We start from the raw sequence: 18,606 nt of genomic DNA, 5'->3' as shown, positions 1-18,606 counted from the left end.
GACCGACATGAAACCGATCCAAGTAGGCCTTCTGGGCATAGGCACCGTGGGCAGCGGCACGTTCAATGTGCTGCAACGCAACCAGGAAGAAATCCGACGGCGTGCCGGTCGCGGCATTGAAATCACCATGGTGGCCGACCTGGACGTGGCGCGCGCGCAGTCCGTCGTGGGCCCGGATGTGACGGTGGTGAACGATGCACGCGCAGTGATCGCCAACCCCGACATCGACATCGTGATCGAGCTCATCGGCGGCTATGGCATTGCCAAGGCACTGGTCATGGAAGCCATTGCCGCGGGCAAACACGTGGTGACGGCCAACAAGGCCTTGCTGGCGGTGCATGGCACCGAGATCTTCGCTGCGGCCTCGGCCAAGGGCGTGATGGTGGCGTTTGAAGCGGCCGTCGCCGGTGGCATCCCCATCATCAAGGCGCTGCGCGAAGGGCTGACTGCCAACAGCATCCAGTGGATCGCCGGCATCATCAACGGCACGACGAACTTCATCCTCTCCGAGATGCGTGACAAGGGCCTGGACTTTGCCGTGGTGCTCAAGGAAGCGCAACGCCTGGGCTATGCCGAGACCGACCCGACTTTCGATATCGAGGGTGTGGACGCAGCGCACAAGGTCACGCTCATGAGCGCGATCGCCTTCGGCATCCCGGTGCAGTTCGACAAGGCCTACGTGGAAGGCATCACGCAGCTGGGCGCCACCGACATCAAATACGCCGAGCAACTCGGTTACCGCATCAAGTTGCTGGGCATCACCAAGAGGACCGCAAAGGGTATCGAGCTGCGCGTGCACCCGAGCCTGGTGCCGGCCAAGCGGCTGATCGCCAACGTGGAGGGCGCGATGAACGCAGTGGTGGTGCAGGGCGATGCCGTGGGCACCACGCTGTACTACGGCAAGGGCGCGGGCAGTGAACCCACCGCCAGCGCCGTGATTGCCGACCTGGTGGACATCACCCGCCTGCACACCGCCGACCCGCACCACCGCGTGCCGCACCTGGCCTTCCAGCCCGATGCGATGAGCGACCTGAGCGTGCTGCCCATGAGCGAAGTGGTGACGAGCTACTACCTGCGCTTGCGCGTGGCCGACGAGGCCGGCGTGCTGGCCGAAGTGACAGGCTTGCTGGCCAAAGCCGGCATCAGCATCGACGCGGTGCTGCAGCGCGAGGCCGACGAGGTGAGCGGCGAAGGCGGCACATCCACCGACCTGATCATCCTCACGCACGACACCCGCGAGGGCACCATGAACGATGCCCTGGCGCAGTTGCAGAAGCTGCCCACGGTGCTCGCGCCCATCGTGCGCATCCGCAAGGAAGAGCTGAACTGATGCTGTACCTCTCCACCCGCGGTGACCCGGGGCGCAAACACTTCTGCGAGATCCTGCTCGAAGGCCTCGCGCCCGATGGTGGCCTGTACCTGCCCGAACATTACCCCCAGGTCGATGCTGCCACGCTCACACGCTGGCGCCAGGTGTTCAACCAGGGAGCGGCGGGTGGCTATGCGGCGCTCGCGTTTGAAGTGCTGTCGCTCTACATCGACGACATTCCCGCCGCCGATTTGCGCGCGCTGTGCGACAAGACCTACACCGAGGCGGTGTATGGCACGCCCCAGATCGTGCCTCTGAAGAAGCTGGAACCCGGGTTCTACCTCGAAGCCCTGTCCAACGGCCCCACGCTGGCCTTCAAGGACATGGCCATGCAACTGCTGGGCAACCTGTTCGAGTACGAACTGGGCCGTCGCGGTGAAGAGCTCAACATCCTGGGCGCGACCTCGGGCGACACCGGCAGCGCGGCCGAGTACGCGATGCGGGGCAAGCGCGGGGTGCGCGTCTTCATGTTGAGCCCGCACGGCCGCATGAGCCCGTTCCAGCAGGCGCAGATGTTCAGCCTGATGGACGAGAACATTCACAACATCGCGATTGAGGGTGTATTCGACGACTGCCAGGACATCGTCAAGAACGTCAGCAATGACCTGGGCTTCAAGCGCGCGCACAAGATCGGCACCGTCAACTCGATCAATTGGGCGCGGCTGCTGGCGCAGGTGGTGTATTACTTTGCGGGCTATTTCCAGGCGACGAGCGATGCCCCCACGCTCCCCGCTGCGCGTGGTTCGCTGCCCCCCGATGGGGCTGATTCGCCTTGGGACGGCCCGGCGGCGAATCGGTCTCTTTCCCGGGTCTCGTTCACCGTGCCCAGCGGCAATTTCGGCAACGTCTGCGCCGGCCACGTGGCACGCCAGATGGGCCTGCCGATCGAGCAGTTGGTGGTCGCGACCAACGAGAACGACGTGCTCGACGAGTTCTTCCGCACCGGCATCTACCGCGTGCGCGCCAGCGCCGACACCCGCGAGACCTCCAGCCCCTCGATGGACATCTCCAAGGCCAGCAACTTCGAGCGCTTCGTGTTCGACTTGCTGGGTCGTGACGGCGAGCGCGTCAAGGCCTTGTTCGGCGACGTGCTGTCGCGTGAGGGGCGCTTCGACCTGAGCACAGACGCGGCGTTTGCCGGCGCCGCGAGCCACTATGGTTTTCGCAGCGGCAAGAGCACGCACGAAAACCGACTCGAGACGATTCGCGACACCTTCAAGCGCCACGGCGTGATGATCGACACCCACACCGCCGACGGCGTGAAGGTGGCGCGCGAGCACATGCAACCAAGCGTGCCGATGATCGTGCTGGAGACGGCGCTGCCGATCAAGTTTGCCGAGACCATCGTGGAAGCCCTGGGGCAGCAGCCACATCGCCCGCCGCAGTTCGAGGGTATCGAAGATCTGCCCAAGCGCGTGCAGGTGATGCCGGCGAGCACGGCTGCCGTGCAGGCCTTCATCGCCGAGCACTGCGCCCGGGCATGAAGGTCGTCGGATTTGCGGGCTTCTCGGGATCGGGCAAGACCACGCTGGTCGAGCAACTGATTCCCGCGCTCAAGCTGAGGGGTCAACGCGTGTCCGTGGTCAAGCACGCGCACCACCGTTTTGACATCGATCACCCCGGCAAGGACACTTGGCGCCACCGCGAAGCCGGAGCCTTCGAGGTGCTCGCCGCTTCGCCCAAACGGATGGTGCTCATGCGCGAGTTGGAGACCGTTGTCGAACATTCGGTGCACGACCTTCTTGCCCAGTTGCGGGCAGACGTTGATTGGGTGCTGGTCGAGGGTTTCAAACAGAGCGATCTGCCCAAGGTGGAGGTGTGGCGGCAGGCCCATGGCAAGGCGCTGCGCTTTCCCGACGATCAGCACATCGTGGCCATCGCCACCGACACCCCGGACACCTTGCCCGAGTCCATCCACTGCACCGTGCTGGATTTGAATCGGGCCGATGACGTGGCTGCCTGGTTGGTCGACAATGCAGAGCGATTCGAATACTGCACCCCGTTGAGCCTGCCATGACCACGCCCCCTCCATCACAGACCCGTGTGCCGTTGACGTCGCTGGACGACGCGATGGTGAACTTGCTGGCGCAGGCCGGGCCGCTGTCGTCCACCGAAATGGTGGCGACCTTCGACGCCGACGGCCGCGTGCTGGCCCAAGACCTCGTGTCCGCGCTGCAGGTGCCACCCAACGACAACTCGTCCATGGACGGTTACGCCCTGCGCGCTGCCGACGTGACCGAGGCGGGCAAGGTGCTGCCCGTGACGCAGCGCATCGCCGCCGGCCACTCCGGTGAGCCTCTGGAGCCCGGCACTTGTGCGCGCATCTTTACCGGCGCGCCCATGCCCGAGGGCGCGGACGCGGTGGTGATGCAGGAAGACACGGTCGAGGTGGGGGGCAACATCCACGGTGTGCGCATCCTGGCCGTGCCCCAGCCGGGTCAGTGGGTGCGGCGCGCGGGTGAAGACGTGACGCGCGGCGCGGTGGTGCTGGCCCGTGGCGAACGCCTGTCGCCAGCGAGCCTGGGCTTGGCCGCGAGCCTGGGCCTGGCGCACCTGAAGGTGATGGCGCGCCCGCGTGTGGCGCTGTTCTCCACCGGAGACGAACTCGTGATGCCGGGCGAGGTGCCGCCCGAGGCCATGAAGCCAGGCGCCATCTACAACTCCAACCGCTTTTTCCTGCGCGCGCTCCTGCACCGCATGGGCTGCGAGGTGAGTGACCTGGGCATCGTGCCCGACCAGCGCGAGGCCACGCTGGCAGCACTCAAGACCGCGGCCGATCACCACGATCTCATTCTCACCAGCGGTGGCGTGTCGGTCGGGGAAGAAGACCACATCAAGCCAGCTGTGCAACAGCTCGGCCGGCTTGATCTCTGGCAGATCGCCATGAAGCCCGGGAAGCCGTTTGCCTACGGCACCGTGAAGCGCGACGCGGGCGCAGACCCGGCGGCGGGCGAGGCATGCCACTTCATTGGCCTGCCGGGCAATCCGGTGTCCAGCTTTGTGACCTTCCTGCTGCTGGTGCGGCCTTTCCTGTTGCGCCTGCAGGGGGTTGACGCGGTTGCTATGAACGCCGTCACGCTGCCCGCGCACTTCACCCTCAGCAAGGCCGACAAGCGCCGTGAGTTCCTGCGCGTGCGCCGCAATGCTGCCGGTGGTCTTGATCTGTTTCCCAACCAGAGCTCGGGTGTGCTCACCTCCACGGTGTGGGGAGACGGCCTGGTCGACAACCCCGCTGGCAAAACCATCGCCCACGGCGACCTCGTGTCCTTCATCTCTTTTGCGGACCTGCTTGCATGAAAGTCCAACTGCGTTATTTCGCCTCCATCCGTGAAGGCCTGTCCCTGGGCAGCGAATCGCTGGACACCCAGGCCGCCACGCTGGGTGCTTTGCGGGCTGAGCTGGTGGCGCGTGGCGGCGCCTACGCGGACGCGTTGGCGCCTGGCAAGGCGGTGCGCGTGGCGCTCAACCAGACCATGAGCGACGAGGCCGCCGCGCTCACCGAGGGCGCCGAAGTCGGCTTCTTCCCCCCCGTCACCGGCGGCTGAGATGGGCAAGCGCGTCAGCATCCAGACCGAAGACTTCGACCTCAGCAGCGAGGTGGCGCAGCTGCGCGAAGCCGACAAAGGTGTGGGCGCGGTCTGCAGTTTCATCGGCACCGTGCGTGACCGCAACGACGGCCAGAGCGTGAGCACCATGGAGCTGGAGCACTACCCCGGCATGACCGAGAAGTCCATCGAAGCCATGATCGACGAGGCACACAAGCGCTTTGATATCTTCGGCGCCCGTGTGATCCACCGCGTGGGCCTGCTGCAGCCGCTGGACCAGATCGTGTTGGTGGTCGTGACCTCGGCACACCGTGGCCAGAGTTTCCAGGCTTGCGAATTCCTCATGGATTACCTGAAGACACAGGCGCCGTTCTGGAAAAAAGAGCAGACACCCGAAGGCGCTCGCTGGGTGGACGCCCGCGTGAGTGACGACGCAGCCCTGGCGCGCTGGGGCATCGCAGCCACCAACAGCTGAACAGCCGCAGCGAGGCCATGCTCAGCGCTGCAGACATCGAATCGATCGAGCGCGCCACGCTTCAGGCGGTGGCGCCCGAGGTGGTGGAACCCCTGGATGGCTGGCTGCTGGCCATGGACCACGGCACCGTGGGTCGTGCCCGCAGCGCCGTACCGCTGCGTCACGAGACACACGACATCGAACGGTTGCCGGCCATTCTGTCGCGCTATGCCGCGCGGGGTTTCGAACCCCGGTTCCGCCTGCCCGATCTGCCGACCTTCCGGCCGTGGCATGAGGCCCTGACGCAGCAAGGCTGGCGGCGCGACCAGCCCACCTTGACCATGACGGGGGAGGTTCACCGGCTGATGGACCTGCATCCCGGCCCGCCGGGTGAACTGGATGCCAGGCCCGATGCCGGTTGGATGGCCATGTTCCTGGGCGAGGGCTTGGACCCGGCCGATGGCGCCAGCCGTTCGCGCTCGCTCAGCCGTGCCACCGACACTCTCTACGCCTCCGTGCGTGAGCAGGGGCAGACGGTGGCCTGCGGTGCTGCGTCGTACGGTCACGGCTGGCTGGGCGTGCATGGCATGCGCACGGCGGCCGCCCGGCGCGGTGAGGGCCTGGCGGGCCGCGTCCTGCACGCCATGGCGGCAGAGGCTGTTCGTCGTGGTGTGGCCGGCGTGTTCCTGCAGGTCGATGCGAACAACCTGCCGGCCCAGGCCTTGTACCGCCGTGCCGGTTTCACCCTGGCCTGGCCCTACGCCTACTGGCGCCCTCCGTTGGTGGATTGATCTGCGTCAAGCCTGCCCGCGGCGGGCGGGCGCAAGCTGGGTTGCAGGCTTGAAAACCGGTGGAGCAGCTCCACATGCCCAACAGTTCAGATCACCCGGAGAGCTCTTTCATGCGACTCGACAAACTCACCACCAAATTTCAGGAAGCGCTGAGCGAAGCGCAAACACTGGCGCTGGGGGCCGACCACGCCTACATCGAACCTGTCCACCTGTTGCTGGCCCTGCTGCGCCAGGCCGATGGGCCTCAGTCGCTGCTGCAGCGCGCGGGCGTCAATGTGCCTGGCCTGGCCAAGGCCGCCGAGGCGGCGATCAAGCGCCTGCCTGAAGTGCAAGGGCAAGACCAGGTGCAGGTGGGCCAGGAACTGGCCAAGCTGCTGCAGGCCACCGAAAAGGAAGCCATCAAGCGCGGCGACCAGTTCGTCGCGAGCGAGCTGTTCCTGCTCGCCGTGGCCGACAGCAAGGGCGAACTCGGCCGCATCGCGAACGAGAACGGCCTGAACCGCAAGAGCCTGGAATCCGCCATCACCGCGGTGCGCGGTGGCCAGAAGATGGACAGCCCCGAGGCCGAAGGCCAGCGTGAGGCGCTCAAGAAATACACCATGGACCTCACCGAGCGCGCCCGCATGGGCAAGCTCGACCCGGTGATCGGCCGCGACGACGAGATCCGCCGCGCCATCCAGGTGCTGCAGCGCCGCACCAAGAACAACCCGGTGCTGATCGGCGAGCCCGGCGTGGGCAAGACCGCCATCGTCGAAGGCCTGGCCCAGCGCATCGTGGCCGGCGAGGTGCCCGATTCGCTCAAGGGCAAGCGCGTGCTGAGCCTGGACATGGCCGCGCTGCTGGCCGGCGCCAAATTCCGCGGCGAGTTCGAGGAGCGCCTCAAGACCGTGCTGCACGAACTCGCGAAGGACGAGGGCCAGACCATTGTCTTCATCGACGAGCTGCACACCATGGTGGGCGCGGGCAAGGCCGAAGGCGCGATGGACGCGGGCAACATGCTCAAGCCGGCGCTGGCGCGCGGCGAACTGCATTGCGTGGGCGCGACCACGCTCGATGAATACCGCAAGTACATCGAGAAGGACGCCGCGCTGGAGCGCCGCTTCCAGAAGATTCTGGTGGGTGAGCCCAGCGTGGAAGCGACCATCGCCATCCTGCGCGGCCTGCAGGAAAAGTACGAGGTGCATCACGGCGTGCAGATCACCGACCCGGCCATCGTGGCCGCGGCCGAGCTGAGCCACCGCTACATCACCGACCGTTTCCTGCCCGACAAGGCGATCGACCTGATCGACGAAGCCGCGTCCAAGATTAAGATCGAACTCGACTCCAAACCCGAGGTCATGGACCGGCTCGACCGCCGCCTGATCCAGCTGCAGATCGAGCGCGAGGCCGTGCGTCGCGAGAAGGACGAGGCATCGCAGAAGCGCTTCGGCCTGATCGCCGAAGAGATCGTCCGGCTGGAGAAGGAAATCTCCGATTACGACGAAATCTGGAAGGCCGAGAAGGCCGCCGCGCTCGGCTCCAAGGACGTGATGGAAGAGATGGACCGCATCCGCTCGCAGATCAAGACCTTCACCGACAAGGGCGACTTCAACAAGGTCGCCGAGCTGCAATACGGCAAGCTGCCCGAGCTGGAAAAGCGGCTGAAGGATGCGCAGGCGGTGGAAGCCGGCAAGGCACTGAACAAGGACGGCAAGGGCCGCCCGCAGCTGCTGCGCACGCAGGTCGGCGCCGAAGAGATCGCTGAAGTGGTCGCCCGCGCCACCGGCATTCCGGTGAGCAAACTGATGCAGGGCGAGCGCGACAAGCTGCTGATGATGGAAGGCAAACTGCACGAACGCGTGGTCGGCCAGGACGAGGCCATTCAAGCGGTGGCCAATGCCATCCGCCGTTCGCGCTCGGGCCTCTCAGACCCGAACCGCCCGACCGGTTCCTTTCTGTTCCTCGGCCCCACCGGCGTGGGCAAGACCGAGCTGTGCAAGGCCCTGGCCGGTTTCCTGTTCGACAGCGAAGACCACCTGGTGCGCATCGACATGAGCGAGTTCATGGAGAAACATTCCGTGGCCCGCCTGATTGGCGCGCCGCCGGGCTACGTGGGCTACGAGGAGGGCGGTTACCTCACCGAGGCCGTGCGCCGCAAGCCTTACAGCGTGCTGCTGCTCGACGAGGTGGAGAAGGCCCACCCGGATGTGTTCAACGTGCTGCTGCAGGTGCTCGACGACGGCCGCCTCACCGATGGCCAGGGCCGCACCGTGGACTTCAAGAACACCGTGATCGTGATGACCAGCAACATCGGCTCGCACATGATCCAGGCCATGGTGGGCGAGCCCTACGAGGACGTGAAGGACGCGGTGTGGGCCGAGCTGAAGAACCACTTCCGCCCGGAGTTCCTCAACCGCATCGACGAGACCGTGGTGTTCCATGCGCTGGACGCGCAGCACATCGAATCGATCGCCGCGATCCAGCTCAAGGTGCTCGAAGCGCGCCTGGCCAAGATGGACCTGCACCTGCAGGTGTCGCCCGCGGCGCTGGCCGAGCTGGCCAAGGTCGGCTTCGACCCGGTGTTCGGCGCGCGGCCCTTGAAACGCGCGATCCAGCAGCGCATCGAGAACCCACTCTCGAAATTCCTGCTGGAAGGCCGCTACCCGCCGAAATCGTCGATTCCGGTGGATGTGGACCCGGTGCAGAACCCGGGCGTGTTCGAGTTCGGCGACGCGGTCGCCGAGGCCTGATCGCACCCGCCAGGGCGCAGACCTCCATCCGTCGGGATGGGGCTCTGCCTCTACCACTGCCGGGGCGCCAGACCTATCATCCGGCTCATGACCCAGATACCCCCGACCCTTCCCCTGCGTGCCCTGTTTGATGCCCAGCACCACGCCAGCCGCGCCCAGATCGATGTGCCGCTGGCGCTGCGCCGCGAGCGGCTGTCCCGCCTGAAGGCACTCATCGACACGCACGGCGCTGCGTTGTCCGACGCGGTGCAGGCCGACTTCGGCGTGCGCTCGCGCCAGCTCACCGAGGTGGCTGACCTGTTCGTGCTGCGTGCGGCCATCGGCCAGCTGCACAAGGAGCTGCCGCACTGGATGAAGACCCGGCGCGTGGCAACACCGCTGTACCTCAAGCCTGCGCGGGCACACATCCAGCGCCAGCCGCTGGGCGTGGTGGGGGTGATCGGCCCGTGGAACTACCCGCTGCAACTCACGCTGGGGCCTGCAGCCACCGCGCTGGCCGCGGGCAACCGGGTGATGCTCAAGCCCAGCGAACTCACGCCCCACACCTCGGCCCTCATCGCCTCGCTGGTGCAGGGCGCGTTCTCGGCAGAAGAATTCAGCGTGGTGCTCGGCGGCGCCGATGTGGCCCACGAGTTCGCCAGCCTGCCGTTCGACCACCTGTTCTTCACCGGCTCCACCGGCGTGGGCCGCAAGGTGGCGGCGGCCGCCGCAGTCAACCTCACCCCCACGACGCTGGAGCTCGGCGGCAAGTCACCCTGCATCGTGGATGCGTCGTGCAATCTGGATGAGGCAGCCGTGAAGATCGCGCACGGCAAGCTGCTCAATGCCGGCCAGACCTGCATCGCGCCCGACTATGTGTTGCTGCCGCGCGGTCAGGAAGCTGCGTTCGAGCGCGCTTACGCAGTCGCAGTGGCACGCCTGTTCCCCACCATCGCCGGCAACCCCGACTACGCCGCCATCGTGAGCGACCGCCACCACGCCCGCCTTCTAGCCCTGCTGAGCGAAGCCTCGGCGCAGGGCGCTCGTGTGGTCGATGTGGCGCCGCCCGGTGCGGCGGCTGCAGCGTCCACCGCGCGTCAGATGAACCCCACCCTGGTGTTCAACCCCGGCCCGGGCCTGCGACTGCTGGACGAGGAAATCTTTGGCCCCATCCTGCCGGTGCTGACCTACGACTCGCTGGATGAGGCCATCAAACGCATCAACGCCGCGGCGCGCCCGCTGGCGCTGTACTGGTTCGGCACCGACACCGCCGCGCGCGACCGGGTGATGGCCAACACGGTGAGTGGCGGCGTGAGCGTGAACGACACGCTCATGCACGTGGCCCACGAAAACCTGCCCTTCGGTGGCGTGGGCGAGAGCGGCTGGGGTGCCTACCACGGTGAAACCGGCTTCCTGCGCTTCACCCAGCAAAAACCCGTTCTGGTGCAATCACGCTTCTCGATGGGGCATCTGTTCTACCCACCTTACGGTCCGCGTTTCGACCAGATCATGGGCCTGCTCAAGCGTTGGCTGTGATCCGCGGCTGAGCACGCTCAGACGCCTGCGAGCGCGTCGTCGTCGGCTTCGGGTTGCACCACAGCAGCCGTGTTTTGCAAAAAACCCTTTTGCATCAACCCATAGGCCAGCTCGGACACATCCGAGCCCAGCAGCAGCGACAGCTCCTGCTCGCTGCGCCGGCCGTTGGCCATCAGCAACAGTGTGTGGGCCTGGCGGCCGACGGCGTCGGGGCGTGAGAGGGCCTCCCATGCCATGTTCGTCTTGGCGTAACGCCGGATGGTTTGCATCATTGTTTTGTTTCCCTGAAGCCTGCGCGTGTGTTGACAGCACCTTCGCATGTTGCATGCCAGTTGTGACAGTGTCTTGACGCGGGAGCCGTTTGGCTGACCGGTTGACCGTTCGGTGACCGATATCTGCCTTATCTCAGCGGTGTCATGCCCCCGGTGGCGTGCGCAGGTATAACCGTGACGTGTTTCACACTCCGACTCAGCGGCAGACCGCCGCAACCAGGCGATGACGGTACCCCCCAGATTGCTGCAACAGTGCCTGGCCGAGGCACTTGAAGACGCCCCCGCGATGCTGGGGCGGTGCCTTGACGCGGCGGTGGTGAGCCTGCAGGAGGCCGAAAAGCAGTGCCTTGAAGTCGCCCAGCGCGACCGCCTGGCCAGCGCCTGGTGGCGCATGCGCCAGGAAAAGGAAGGCTGGGTCGCCGATTTCCCGCAGCGCCTGCGTGAAGCGTTTGCCGTGCCCACCGATGCCCCTCAGTCCTCGCGCACCTCGCTGCTGAGCGAATCCACCTACCTGTCGCTGGTGGAGGACGACACGGTCACCGAATCCATTGAGTCCGCGCGCCTGCTGCAGAGCCTGTTGCCGCCGCTGGAGCAGGAACTCAAGGTGCTGGATGCGCTCATGAGTTCGCTGCAGGGTCTCTCGACTGTGCAGGCCGACATGAACCCGCTGCGCCCTTCGGTGTTCGTGCGGGCCCTGCGCGAGATGATGTCTCTCGACGAGCCCGACTCGCAGATCCGTGCCCTGTGGTTGCGCCATTGCGGCAAGGCCATCGGCCATGAACTCAAGGGCTTGTATGCCCGCCTGGCATTGGTGCTGCAACGGGCCAACGTGCAGGAAGCCGGCTACCGCGTGCGCCTGATCGCCGAGGCCCCGGGTGCGGCAGCGCGCTCTGCGGCCAGCGCAGCCCGGGCCGCGCGCGGCGCCGGCCCGGCCGCCACCGAATGGAACCCGTCGGGCCCGGCGCCACTGGATTACCGCGGGGACAGCACGCGCGATGCGCATTTTGGCGACTCCATGCCCGACATGCCGCAGCTGGCGCGCTTGCAGACGCCGGTGGACAACCAGTACCTGCACAACTTCCTGGAGAAGGGTGGGCAGCGGTACGAACAGTCCCTGGCGCCCGAGTATTACGAACAGGTGAGCGAAGAGCTCGCGGCCATCGAGGCGTTTGCCGCCATCCCCACGCTGGACGAGTCGATGGTGGTGCGGCGCAGCGAGCAGTACAAGGCGCTGCCCGTGGTCGACCGGCCCGCGCGCGCGGTGGACATCGGCACTCAGCTCAGCCAGAAGACCTGGGGCGATTTCGCTGCGGCCCACGAGCGCGCCCGCGTGCTCATGCAGCTCAAGCAGAAGGCTGAGCGCGTGGCGCAGGCCATGGGCCTGGACGTGGTGCGCAAGCTGGTCAACCAGGTCGCGCAAGACCCGCTGCTGCTGGCACCCGTGCGCGAAGCCGTGGTGGCGCTGGAGCCCTCGCTCCTGCGCCTGGCCATGGCCAACCCGCGATTCTTCAGCGAAGACGCGCACCCGGCCCGCCGCCTGGTGGAGTGCGTGGCGCAGCGCAGCTTCAAATACAACGATGAATTCTCCAGTGAGTTCGCCGAGTTCTTCCAGCCGGTGCAGCAGGCGTTCAACGCCCTCAACGAGCTGGAGACAGAAGATCCGCAAGCCTTTGCCATCGCGCTGGACGAGTTGCTGCAGGAATGGGAAAGCCACGACCGCCAGGACGTGGCGGCGCAGGACAACAACCTGCAGGCGATCCGCCACGCCGAAGCGCGCCAGACCCTGGCCGACCAGGTGGCCTGGGACCTGAGCCAGCGCCCCGATGTGGACAACGTGCCCGGCTTCATCCTCGATTTCCTCTACGGCCCCTGGGCGCTGGCGATCGCCTCCGCGCAGCTCAATGCGCCGAAGGGGCAGATCGATCCCGGGGGCTACCGCAAGGTGGTCTCCAACCTGTTGTGGAGCACCAAGAAGGACGTCACGCTGCGCCTGCCGTCCCAGTTGTTGGAGATGGTGCCGGGCATGCTGGCCACGCTGCACGCCGGGCTGGAGTCGCTGGGCAAAACCCGCGACGAAACCAAACCGTTCTTTGACGCCCTCATGCGCCTGCACCAGCCGGTGCTGGGCCTGAGGCGCGCGCGGGCACGGGCCGACGCGAGTGCATCGAATCCGGTTCCGCTGGACACCTCGTCGATGTCGATGGAACTCGACGAGACCTTGCCGGCCACACCCGAGCAGCGCAAGCCGCGCAAGGCCGCTCAGCCCTGGCTGGGACGCGAGGAGCTGGAAGCGGCGGGTTTTGAAGACACCATGCCAACCGATTTCTCCGAGCTCACCGAGAACCGGGGCGCGCACGAGGTGGCTCCGTCGGAGGCCACCACTGTGGATGACGCGGAGAGCGAAGAGGGCATTCCGTTTGACGCCATCACGGTGCTGGCGGGCTTGCGCGAAGGCGATTGGGTCGACCTGTATTCGCACCGCGAATGGCTGCGTGCCCAACTCATCTGGGCGAGCAACCGCGGCACGCTCTTCATGTTCGTGAGCCGCGGAGGTCGCCCGCATTCCATGACCAAACGCAGCTGCGAACGCCTCATTGCCAACCGCCTGCTGCGCCCCGTGGACGGCCAGAGCGTGGTGCGCAAGGCCATCGAGGCCATCGCGGCCGATCAGACCCGCGTCGAAGAGGCCGCGCCGGCCTGAGGTTGTGCCCTGGCCTGCTCGCGCAGGCGGGTGGGCGGCAGGCCCATGGCCGACTTGAACATGGCCGAGAACGCGCTCTCGCTCGCATAGCCACTGGCTTCGGCCACCCGCCCCACCGACACACCGCGTGCCAGCATGGGCAGGGCATGCGCCAACACCACCTGCTGGCGCCAGCGCTGAAAGCTCGTGCCCAGTTCGTCGCGAAACAAGCGCGCCAGGGTGCGCTCGCTGGCACCGCCGTGCGTGGCCCACGCCGCCAGCGTGGCGTGCTGGGCGGGGGCCTGCATGACCGCCTCGCACAGGTTGCGCAGCCGCCGGTCACCGCCGGTTGCGCTCGGCATGGGCACACCCAGCGGCTGGGTGGCGGCGTGCTCCATCTCGTCAAACAGCAGCGTGTGCAGGGCGCGCTCCGCGTCACCCGATGGTCGAAGCGGACGGTTCAGGGCATGCACCAGCTCGCGCAACAGGGGCGAGACGACCAGCACGCGGGAGCGGGTCCAGTGCGCCGGCACGGCGCTGGCGTCGATGTACAGGGTGAGCAACTGGGCCGACTCGACGATGGTCACCGCGTGGCGCGCCATCGGCGGTATCCACACCGCGCGCGAGGGTGGCACGATGGTGGTGGTCTCCTGTGGCGAGTGTTCGTCAGCGGCGTTCGTGTGAACCACCGTCACCTGCAGCAGCCCGCGCGCGCAGTAGGCCAATTGACCCCAGGCATGGTGGTGCGGTTCGAACTGGTCGTCGCTATCGACCTGGCGCGCACGGCAGCGCACCGGATGCGCCGGTGTGGGGCAATACGGGTCGGTGTCGGTGGTTGGCAGAAGCCGGCGGTGGGTGGATGGGCGGAGCATGGTGAACTCCCGGCTGGGTTTGGCTGACATTCGACGATGTTTGTCGTTCTGTCGCAATTTCGCATTCTCCACCCGCCCTACGATCGTGTCCATGAACACCGCCACCTTGCGCGTTGCCGCGCCCGCCAACCCCATCTCGCTCAAACAGGACGCCGCCGTCATCGGCCTGGTGGGCCTCGTCCACGGCACCTCGCATTTTTCGCAGTTGCTGCTCGCGCCGCTGTTCCCGGTGTTCATCCGCGAGTTCGGCCTCTCGTTTGCCGATGTGGGCCTGCTCATGACGGTGTTCTTCGTCATCTCCGGGGTCGGCCAGGCCATGGCCGGGTTTCTGGTCGACCGCATCGGCGCGCGCCCGGTGCTGTTCGGGGCCGTCGGCATGTTCTTCCTGGCCGCCGTGGCTGCCTCGCAGGCCAACAGTTACGCGGGTCTCATGCTGGTGGCGGTGCTGGCCGGCACGGGCAACGCGCCTTTGCACCCCTGCGACTTCACCATCCTCAACCAGCGCGTGTCATCGCCCCGGCTGGGCCACGCCTTCAGCGCCCACGGCCTCACCGGCAACCTCGGCTGGGCGCTGGCACCCGCACTGCTGGTGGGCATCTCGGCCTGGGCCGACTGGCGCGTGGCCTACCAGGTGGCCGCCTTGCTGTACCTGGTGATCCTGGGCGTGATGTTCTGGCAGCGCGACAAGCTGCGCACCGAGGTGGTGGTGCAAGCGGCGGGCGCGCCGCGCGGTGGCGATCTCGGCTTTCTGAAGCTGCCCGTGGTGTGGTGGTGCTTTGCCTTCTTCCTGCTCTCCACCATGTCGCTGGCGGTGGTGCAGAGCTTTGCGCCGTCCATCCTGAAGGCCATGCACAGCACGAGCATGGAAGTGGCCACGCTGACCATCAGTGCCTACATGCTGTGCGCGGCCTTCGGCATGCTGGTGGGCGGTTTCGTGGCGGCCTACAGCCACCACCACCAGCTCTCCAGCGACCACGTGGTGGCCTGGGCCATGGCGCTGGGCGCCGTGCTGTTGCTGGTGTGCGCCACCGGTTGGCTGGGCGCCATCGGGACGCTGGTGGCGTTGGCTGCCACAGGTTTTGCCGTGGGCGTGGGTGGCCCCAGCCGCGACCTGATGATCAAGCGCGCCACGCCCAAGGGCGCGACCGGCCGGGTCTATGGCACGGTCTACTCCGGGCTGGACGTGGGCTTTGCCGCGGCGCCCCTGATGTTTGGCCTGTTCATGGACCGCGGCTGGTTTGCTGCCACGCTGGTGGGCAGTGCCGTGTTTCTGGGTCTGTCGGTGGTGGCAGCGCTCGGCGTGGGCCGCCGCACGGCCTGAGGCGGGGAGGCGCCGCCCGGCGTGGACTTGTCAGCGGCCTCCTACATCCGGCGTCGCCGTGCGCCGACAAGTCTGGCTTGCACGCACTGGAATCATGCGTTCCATACCCACAACGCATCGAGGAGATCTCCATGAACCCCAACCCTGACCGGCCGCGCTATTGCGATGCTGACTGGTTCAACTTCTCGGCTCACGCGTTGATCTGGCTGCTGGTGGCGTGCGCCGCCTTGGTGCTCATGGGATTCATCGCCGTGCTCAACGACTCCACCCAACGTGGCGAGCAGCGCCGCGTGCAGCAGCGCGCGACGGGTTCGCTCCTGCTGGCCGACGAGCGAGGGGGAGTTGCTGCGCCTTTGCTGACCGCCAGCGACGCGCCTGCCTTGCCTTGACGACGGTTGAAATGTGGTCGCTCAACAGTCCACCTCGGGAGGTAGGATATCTCCCACCTCAGCGAACCAAAAAGTGACCTCAATGCCCGTGAAGATCGATCTCTTGCAAGCCGCATTGCAGCAAGGGCGCCTGCGCCAGGGGCTGGAGTTGTTGAACGCTCCCGTCGCACATCGCTACACGGCTTTGTATCGACTGTCCGATGGCGTGCTGAGAAACGTCGAATTGGCCGACAAGGAAAACGAAATCAAGCCGGAGTTCCTTGAAGAAGTGCCCTTGAAGGACAGCTTCTGCCAGTTCGTGCTGCGCGATGGGCTCTTCAAATCGAGCAACACGGCTGACGACCACCGACTGGATGGCCACAAGTACCAGGGGGTCTTGATGACGTACCACGGGGTCCCCGTGCTGGACAACCAAGGCGAGTTGTTCGGTACCCTGTGTCATTTTGATGCGTTGACCTGTCCCCTGTCCGACGAGCATTTCGATCTGCTCAAGGCGGCTGCGGGGATGTTGCCGGCCTACCTTCCTCGCTAGAAGCTCGAGCCCCCCGCGCGGGAGCTTCACACCGCGTTGCGGTGCCGCTCGATACAGGTGGCCAACACTTCGTCGTGTTCGCGCTTCCACCAGTTGCCGGTGGAAAAGATCTCCACCTCGCTGAAGCCTTCGAAGCCCTGCGCTTCCACCCACCCGCGGATGCGCGGGATGTCGATCACGCCGTCGCCCATCATGCCGCGGTCGTTGAGCAGGTCGGTGGTGGGCGTGAGCCAGTCGCACACGTGAAAGGCGAGCAGGCGCGATGCACCGGCGCGTTCGATCTGCGCCTGCAGCTTCGGGTCCCACCACACGTGGTACACGTCCACCGCCACGCCGAGCGCGCCGGTCTTGCCCGGGTCGAGCGCGTCGCAGACATCGAGCGCCTGTTCCATGGTGTTGATGCAGGCGCGGTCGGCAGCGAACATGGGGTGCAGCGGTTCGATGGCCAGCGGCATGCCGTTGGCCTTCGCGTACACAAGCAGTTCGGCAATGCCGTCGCTCACCTGTTGACGCGAGCGCGCGATGTCCTTGTGCGCGGCCTTGCCGGCCAGCGCGCCGGGCAAGGCGCCGACCACCAGCACCAGGCAGGGTGCGCCGAGTTCGCAGGCCTCATCGACCGCGCGGCGGTTGTCGTCGCGCGCGGCCTGCAGGCCAGCCGCGTCCACGGCGGGGAACATGCCACCGCGGCAATAGCCCGAGAGCTTCAAACCGAGCGACTTCACTTGCGCGGAGATGGTCTTCAGGCCCACGGCCGCGACCTGGTCGCGCCAGGGCGAGACGGCCTGGATGCCATGGCGCGCGCAGGCGTCGAGGATGTCGGTGAGCGGCAGGTCCTGGCCCCGGCTCTTGCGCACCGTGGCGGTGTTGATGGAGAGCCAGCGGTGGTCTTGCGAGAAATCGCGCATCATTCCACCCCGTGCAGCGCGGCCAGCGTGTTCATGCGCCGCACCGCCAGATCGGGTTGCTCCAGCAGGTTGGCCGCATCGGCCAAGCGGAACAGCTCGGCGAAGTGCGGCAGCGAACGCGTGCTCTGCTGACCCCCGACCATGGTGAAGTGCTTCTGGTGGCCATTGAGCCAGGCCATGAAGACCACACCGGTCTTGTAGAAGCGCGTGGGCGCGGCAAAGATGTGGCGCGACAGCGGCACCGTGGGGCCGAGGATCTCGTGGAACTTCGCCACATTGCCCTGCGCGAGTTCGCCGAGCGCGGCACTGGCCGCCGGTGCGATGGCGTCGAAGATGCCCAGCAGCGCGTCGCTCTGGCCGTGTGTGACTTCGCTGCCGACACCGTCGCCGGCGATCAGCTCGGCGTAGTTGAAGTCGTCACCCGTGTACATGCGCACACCCGCAGGCAGGCGGCGGCGCATGGCGATTTCCTTGTCCTTGTCGAGCAGGGAGATCTTGATGCCGTCCACCTTGTCCGGGTGTGCCGCGATCACGGCGAGCGCGGTGTCCATCGCCTTGTCCGGGTCGTTGTTGCCCCAGTAGCCCTTGAGCGCGGGGTCGAACATGTCGCCCAGCCAGTGCAGCACCACGGGTTGTTTCGCCTGGCTGAGGATGCGGTCGTACACGCGTTCGTAGTCAGCCGGGCTTTTGGCGACGCGGGCCAGCGCCCGGCTGGCCATCACGATGAGCTTGCCGCCGAGCTTCTCGATCGCGGCCATCTGCTCCTCGTAGCCTTTGATGACTTCATCGACCGTCTTCACGTTCTCCAGCACCAGGTGGTCGGTGCCGCAACCCGAGGCCACCAGCGCGCCGGGCACGTCTTTGGCGGCGTCGAGCGAGCGGCGGATGAGTTCCAGCGAGGTCGGCCAGTCCAGGCCCATGCCGCGCTGCGCCGTGTCCATGGCCTCGGCCACGCCCAGGCCGAGCGACCAGAGGCGCTGGCGGTAGGCTATTGTTTCGTCCCAGTCCACCGCGCACTGCAACCAGGGGTCGATGGCGGCCAGCGGGTCGGCCACCACGTGCGCGGCGGAGTAGGCGATGCGGTTGAACTTCACGCCCGCTGCGGGCTTCACCGGGGTGGTGCCGCGCAGCGTGTAAGCCTCGACCTGGCCCGAGGTGTTGGGCAGTTTGATTGAAAGGGTCATAGGGGTAGCTCCAGAGCGCAACGCGCGAGGTGATCCATTCAAGAGACA

The 18,606-nt window shown here is 66.5% G+C and carries 17 protein-coding genes; 13 read left to right on the top strand and 4 right to left on the bottom strand.

The window, feature by feature from the left end; translation table 11 throughout:
• Positions 1–7: 7 nt before the first annotated feature.
• The 9 genes from IV113_RS01915 (at position 8) to IV113_RS01875 (ending at position 10,403) form a co-directional block, all read left to right on the top strand.
• Positions 8–1,330: a homoserine dehydrogenase gene (locus IV113_RS01915; RefSeq protein ID WP_291080270.1), complete on the top strand. Its 1,323-nt coding sequence runs from the start codon at positions 8–10 to the stop codon at positions 1,328–1,330.
• A complete protein-coding gene (locus IV113_RS01910; protein WP_291080268.1) occupies positions 1,330–2,853 on the top strand; it encodes a threonine synthase in 1,524 nt (507 codons plus the stop codon). Before IV113_RS01915 ends, IV113_RS01910 begins: the two co-directional genes overlap by 1 nt.
• Positions 2,850–3,386, top strand: a complete 537-nt coding sequence (gene mobB, locus IV113_RS01905) for a molybdopterin-guanine dinucleotide biosynthesis protein B (protein ID WP_291080266.1) — start codon at positions 2,850–2,852, stop codon at positions 3,384–3,386. Before IV113_RS01910 ends, mobB begins: the two co-directional genes overlap by 4 nt.
• A complete protein-coding gene (glp, locus tag IV113_RS01900; protein ID WP_291080265.1) occupies positions 3,383–4,666 on the top strand; it encodes a gephyrin-like molybdotransferase Glp in 1,284 nt (427 codons plus the stop codon). The genes mobB and glp overlap by 4 nt, the downstream gene beginning before the upstream one ends.
• Positions 4,663–4,914, top strand: a complete 252-nt coding sequence (locus IV113_RS01895; protein WP_291080263.1) for a MoaD/ThiS family protein — start codon at positions 4,663–4,665, stop codon at positions 4,912–4,914. Before glp ends, IV113_RS01895 begins: the two co-directional genes overlap by 4 nt.
• A gap of 1 nt (position 4,915) precedes the next feature.
• Positions 4,916–5,389: a molybdopterin synthase catalytic subunit MoaE gene (gene moaE / locus IV113_RS01890; RefSeq protein WP_291080261.1), complete on the top strand. Its 474-nt coding sequence runs from the start codon at positions 4,916–4,918 to the stop codon at positions 5,387–5,389.
• A gap of 17 nt (positions 5,390–5,406) precedes the next feature.
• On the top strand, positions 5,407–6,159 hold the full coding sequence (locus tag IV113_RS01885) for a GNAT family N-acetyltransferase (protein WP_291080259.1): 753 nt from the start codon (positions 5,407–5,409) through the stop codon (positions 6,157–6,159).
• Between the two features lie 110 nt (positions 6,160–6,269).
• The gene (gene clpB / locus IV113_RS01880; RefSeq protein WP_291080257.1) at positions 6,270–8,888 is read left to right on the top strand and encodes an ATP-dependent chaperone ClpB; all 2,619 of its coding nucleotides are present in this window, start codon (positions 6,270–6,272) and stop codon (positions 8,886–8,888) included.
• A gap of 87 nt (positions 8,889–8,975) precedes the next feature.
• Complete coding sequence (locus tag IV113_RS01875) at positions 8,976–10,403, top strand: coniferyl aldehyde dehydrogenase (protein WP_291080255.1); 1,428 nt, start codon at positions 8,976–8,978, stop codon at positions 10,401–10,403.
• Between the two features lie 17 nt (positions 10,404–10,420).
• Here the strand turns inward: IV113_RS01875 and IV113_RS01870 are convergent, their stop codons facing one another.
• Positions 10,421–10,675 (bottom strand): hypothetical protein, encoded by a 255-nt coding sequence (locus IV113_RS01870; protein ID WP_291080253.1) that lies wholly within the window; start codon positions 10,673–10,675, stop codon positions 10,421–10,423.
• Between the two features lie 223 nt (positions 10,676–10,898).
• On the opposite strand from IV113_RS01870, the gene IV113_RS01865 reads away from it, so the two are divergent.
• The gene (locus IV113_RS01865) at positions 10,899–13,376 is read left to right on the top strand and encodes a DUF1631 family protein (protein WP_291080251.1); all 2,478 of its coding nucleotides are present in this window, start codon (positions 10,899–10,901) and stop codon (positions 13,374–13,376) included.
• Here IV113_RS01865 and IV113_RS01860 read toward each other — a convergent pair.
• Positions 13,343–14,227, bottom strand: a complete 885-nt coding sequence (locus IV113_RS01860) for a helix-turn-helix transcriptional regulator (protein ID WP_291080249.1) — start codon at positions 14,225–14,227, stop codon at positions 13,343–13,345. The two genes, IV113_RS01865 and IV113_RS01860, sit on opposite strands and share 34 nt — an antisense overlap.
• 91 nt (positions 14,228–14,318) lie before the next feature.
• Between IV113_RS01860 and IV113_RS01855 the strand changes: the two genes are divergently transcribed.
• From IV113_RS01855 to IV113_RS01845, 3 genes are all read left to right on the top strand, one after another.
• Positions 14,319–15,548, top strand: a complete 1,230-nt coding sequence (locus tag IV113_RS01855) for an MFS transporter (protein ID WP_291080247.1) — start codon at positions 14,319–14,321, stop codon at positions 15,546–15,548.
• A gap of 131 nt (positions 15,549–15,679) precedes the next feature.
• On the top strand, positions 15,680–15,937 hold the full coding sequence (locus IV113_RS01850; RefSeq protein ID WP_291080245.1) for a hypothetical protein: 258 nt from the start codon (positions 15,680–15,682) through the stop codon (positions 15,935–15,937).
• Positions 15,938–16,019: 82 nt separating this feature from the next.
• Positions 16,020–16,469: a guanylate cyclase gene (locus IV113_RS01845; RefSeq protein WP_291080243.1), complete on the top strand. Its 450-nt coding sequence runs from the start codon at positions 16,020–16,022 to the stop codon at positions 16,467–16,469.
• A 26-nt stretch (positions 16,470–16,495) separates the two neighbouring features.
• On the opposite strand, the gene IV113_RS01840 is transcribed toward IV113_RS01845, so the two are convergent.
• Complete coding sequence (locus IV113_RS01840; RefSeq protein WP_291081151.1) at positions 16,496–17,374, bottom strand: sugar phosphate isomerase/epimerase family protein; 879 nt, start codon at positions 17,372–17,374, stop codon at positions 16,496–16,498.
• The gene (locus IV113_RS01835) at positions 17,374–18,558 is read right to left on the bottom strand and encodes a dihydrodipicolinate synthase family protein (RefSeq protein ID WP_291080241.1); all 1,185 of its coding nucleotides are present in this window, start codon (positions 18,556–18,558) and stop codon (positions 17,374–17,376) included. Before IV113_RS01835 ends, IV113_RS01840 begins: the two co-directional genes overlap by 1 nt.
• Between the last annotated feature and the right edge of the window lie 48 nt (positions 18,559–18,606).

Origin of the sequence: Hydrogenophaga sp. (assembly GCF_018780385.1) — a bacterium.
In the GTDB taxonomy this organism is placed as follows: Bacteria; Pseudomonadota; Gammaproteobacteria; order Burkholderiales; family Burkholderiaceae_C; genus Hydrogenophaga.
Note: the sequence above shows the minus strand (reverse complement) of the source record. Positions and strands in the feature narration are given on the sequence as shown.

Bases quoted from the DNA above. Each gene is read 5' to 3' on its own strand.
- IV113_RS01840 (WP_291081151.1), bottom strand. From the start codon at position 17,374: ATGCGCGATTTCTCGCAAGACCACCGCTGGCTCTCCATCAACACCGCC.
- IV113_RS01865 (WP_291080251.1), top strand. From the start codon at position 10,899: ATGACGGTACCCCCCAGATTGCTGCAACAGTGCCTGGCCGAGGCACTT.
- IV113_RS01855 (WP_291080247.1), top strand. From the start codon at position 14,319: ATGAACACCGCCACCTTGCGCGTTGCCGCGCCCGCCAACCCCATCTCG.
- IV113_RS01915 (WP_291080270.1), top strand. From the start codon at position 8: ATGAAACCGATCCAAGTAGGCCTTCTGGGCATAGGCACCGTGGGCAGC.
- IV113_RS01885 (WP_291080259.1), top strand. From the start codon at position 5,407: ATGCTCAGCGCTGCAGACATCGAATCGATCGAGCGCGCCACGCTTCAG.
- moaE (WP_291080261.1), top strand. From the start codon at position 4,916: ATGGGCAAGCGCGTCAGCATCCAGACCGAAGACTTCGACCTCAGCAGC.
- mobB (WP_291080266.1), top strand. From the start codon at position 2,850: ATGAAGGTCGTCGGATTTGCGGGCTTCTCGGGATCGGGCAAGACCACG.
- glp (WP_291080265.1), top strand. From the start codon at position 3,383: ATGACCACGCCCCCTCCATCACAGACCCGTGTGCCGTTGACGTCGCTG.
- clpB (WP_291080257.1), top strand. From the start codon at position 6,270: ATGCGACTCGACAAACTCACCACCAAATTTCAGGAAGCGCTGAGCGAA.
- IV113_RS01895 (WP_291080263.1), top strand. From the start codon at position 4,663: ATGAAAGTCCAACTGCGTTATTTCGCCTCCATCCGTGAAGGCCTGTCC.
- IV113_RS01860 (WP_291080249.1), bottom strand. From the start codon at position 14,227: ATGCTCCGCCCATCCACCCACCGCCGGCTTCTGCCAACCACCGACACC.
- IV113_RS01910 (WP_291080268.1), top strand. From the start codon at position 1,330: ATGCTGTACCTCTCCACCCGCGGTGACCCGGGGCGCAAACACTTCTGC.
- IV113_RS01850 (WP_291080245.1), top strand. From the start codon at position 15,680: ATGAACCCCAACCCTGACCGGCCGCGCTATTGCGATGCTGACTGGTTC.
- IV113_RS01835 (WP_291080241.1), bottom strand. From the start codon at position 18,558: ATGACCCTTTCAATCAAACTGCCCAACACCTCGGGCCAGGTCGAGGCT.
- IV113_RS01870 (WP_291080253.1), bottom strand. From the start codon at position 10,675: ATGATGCAAACCATCCGGCGTTACGCCAAGACGAACATGGCATGGGAG.
- IV113_RS01875 (WP_291080255.1), top strand. From the start codon at position 8,976: ATGACCCAGATACCCCCGACCCTTCCCCTGCGTGCCCTGTTTGATGCC.
- IV113_RS01845 (WP_291080243.1), top strand. From the start codon at position 16,020: ATGCCCGTGAAGATCGATCTCTTGCAAGCCGCATTGCAGCAAGGGCGC.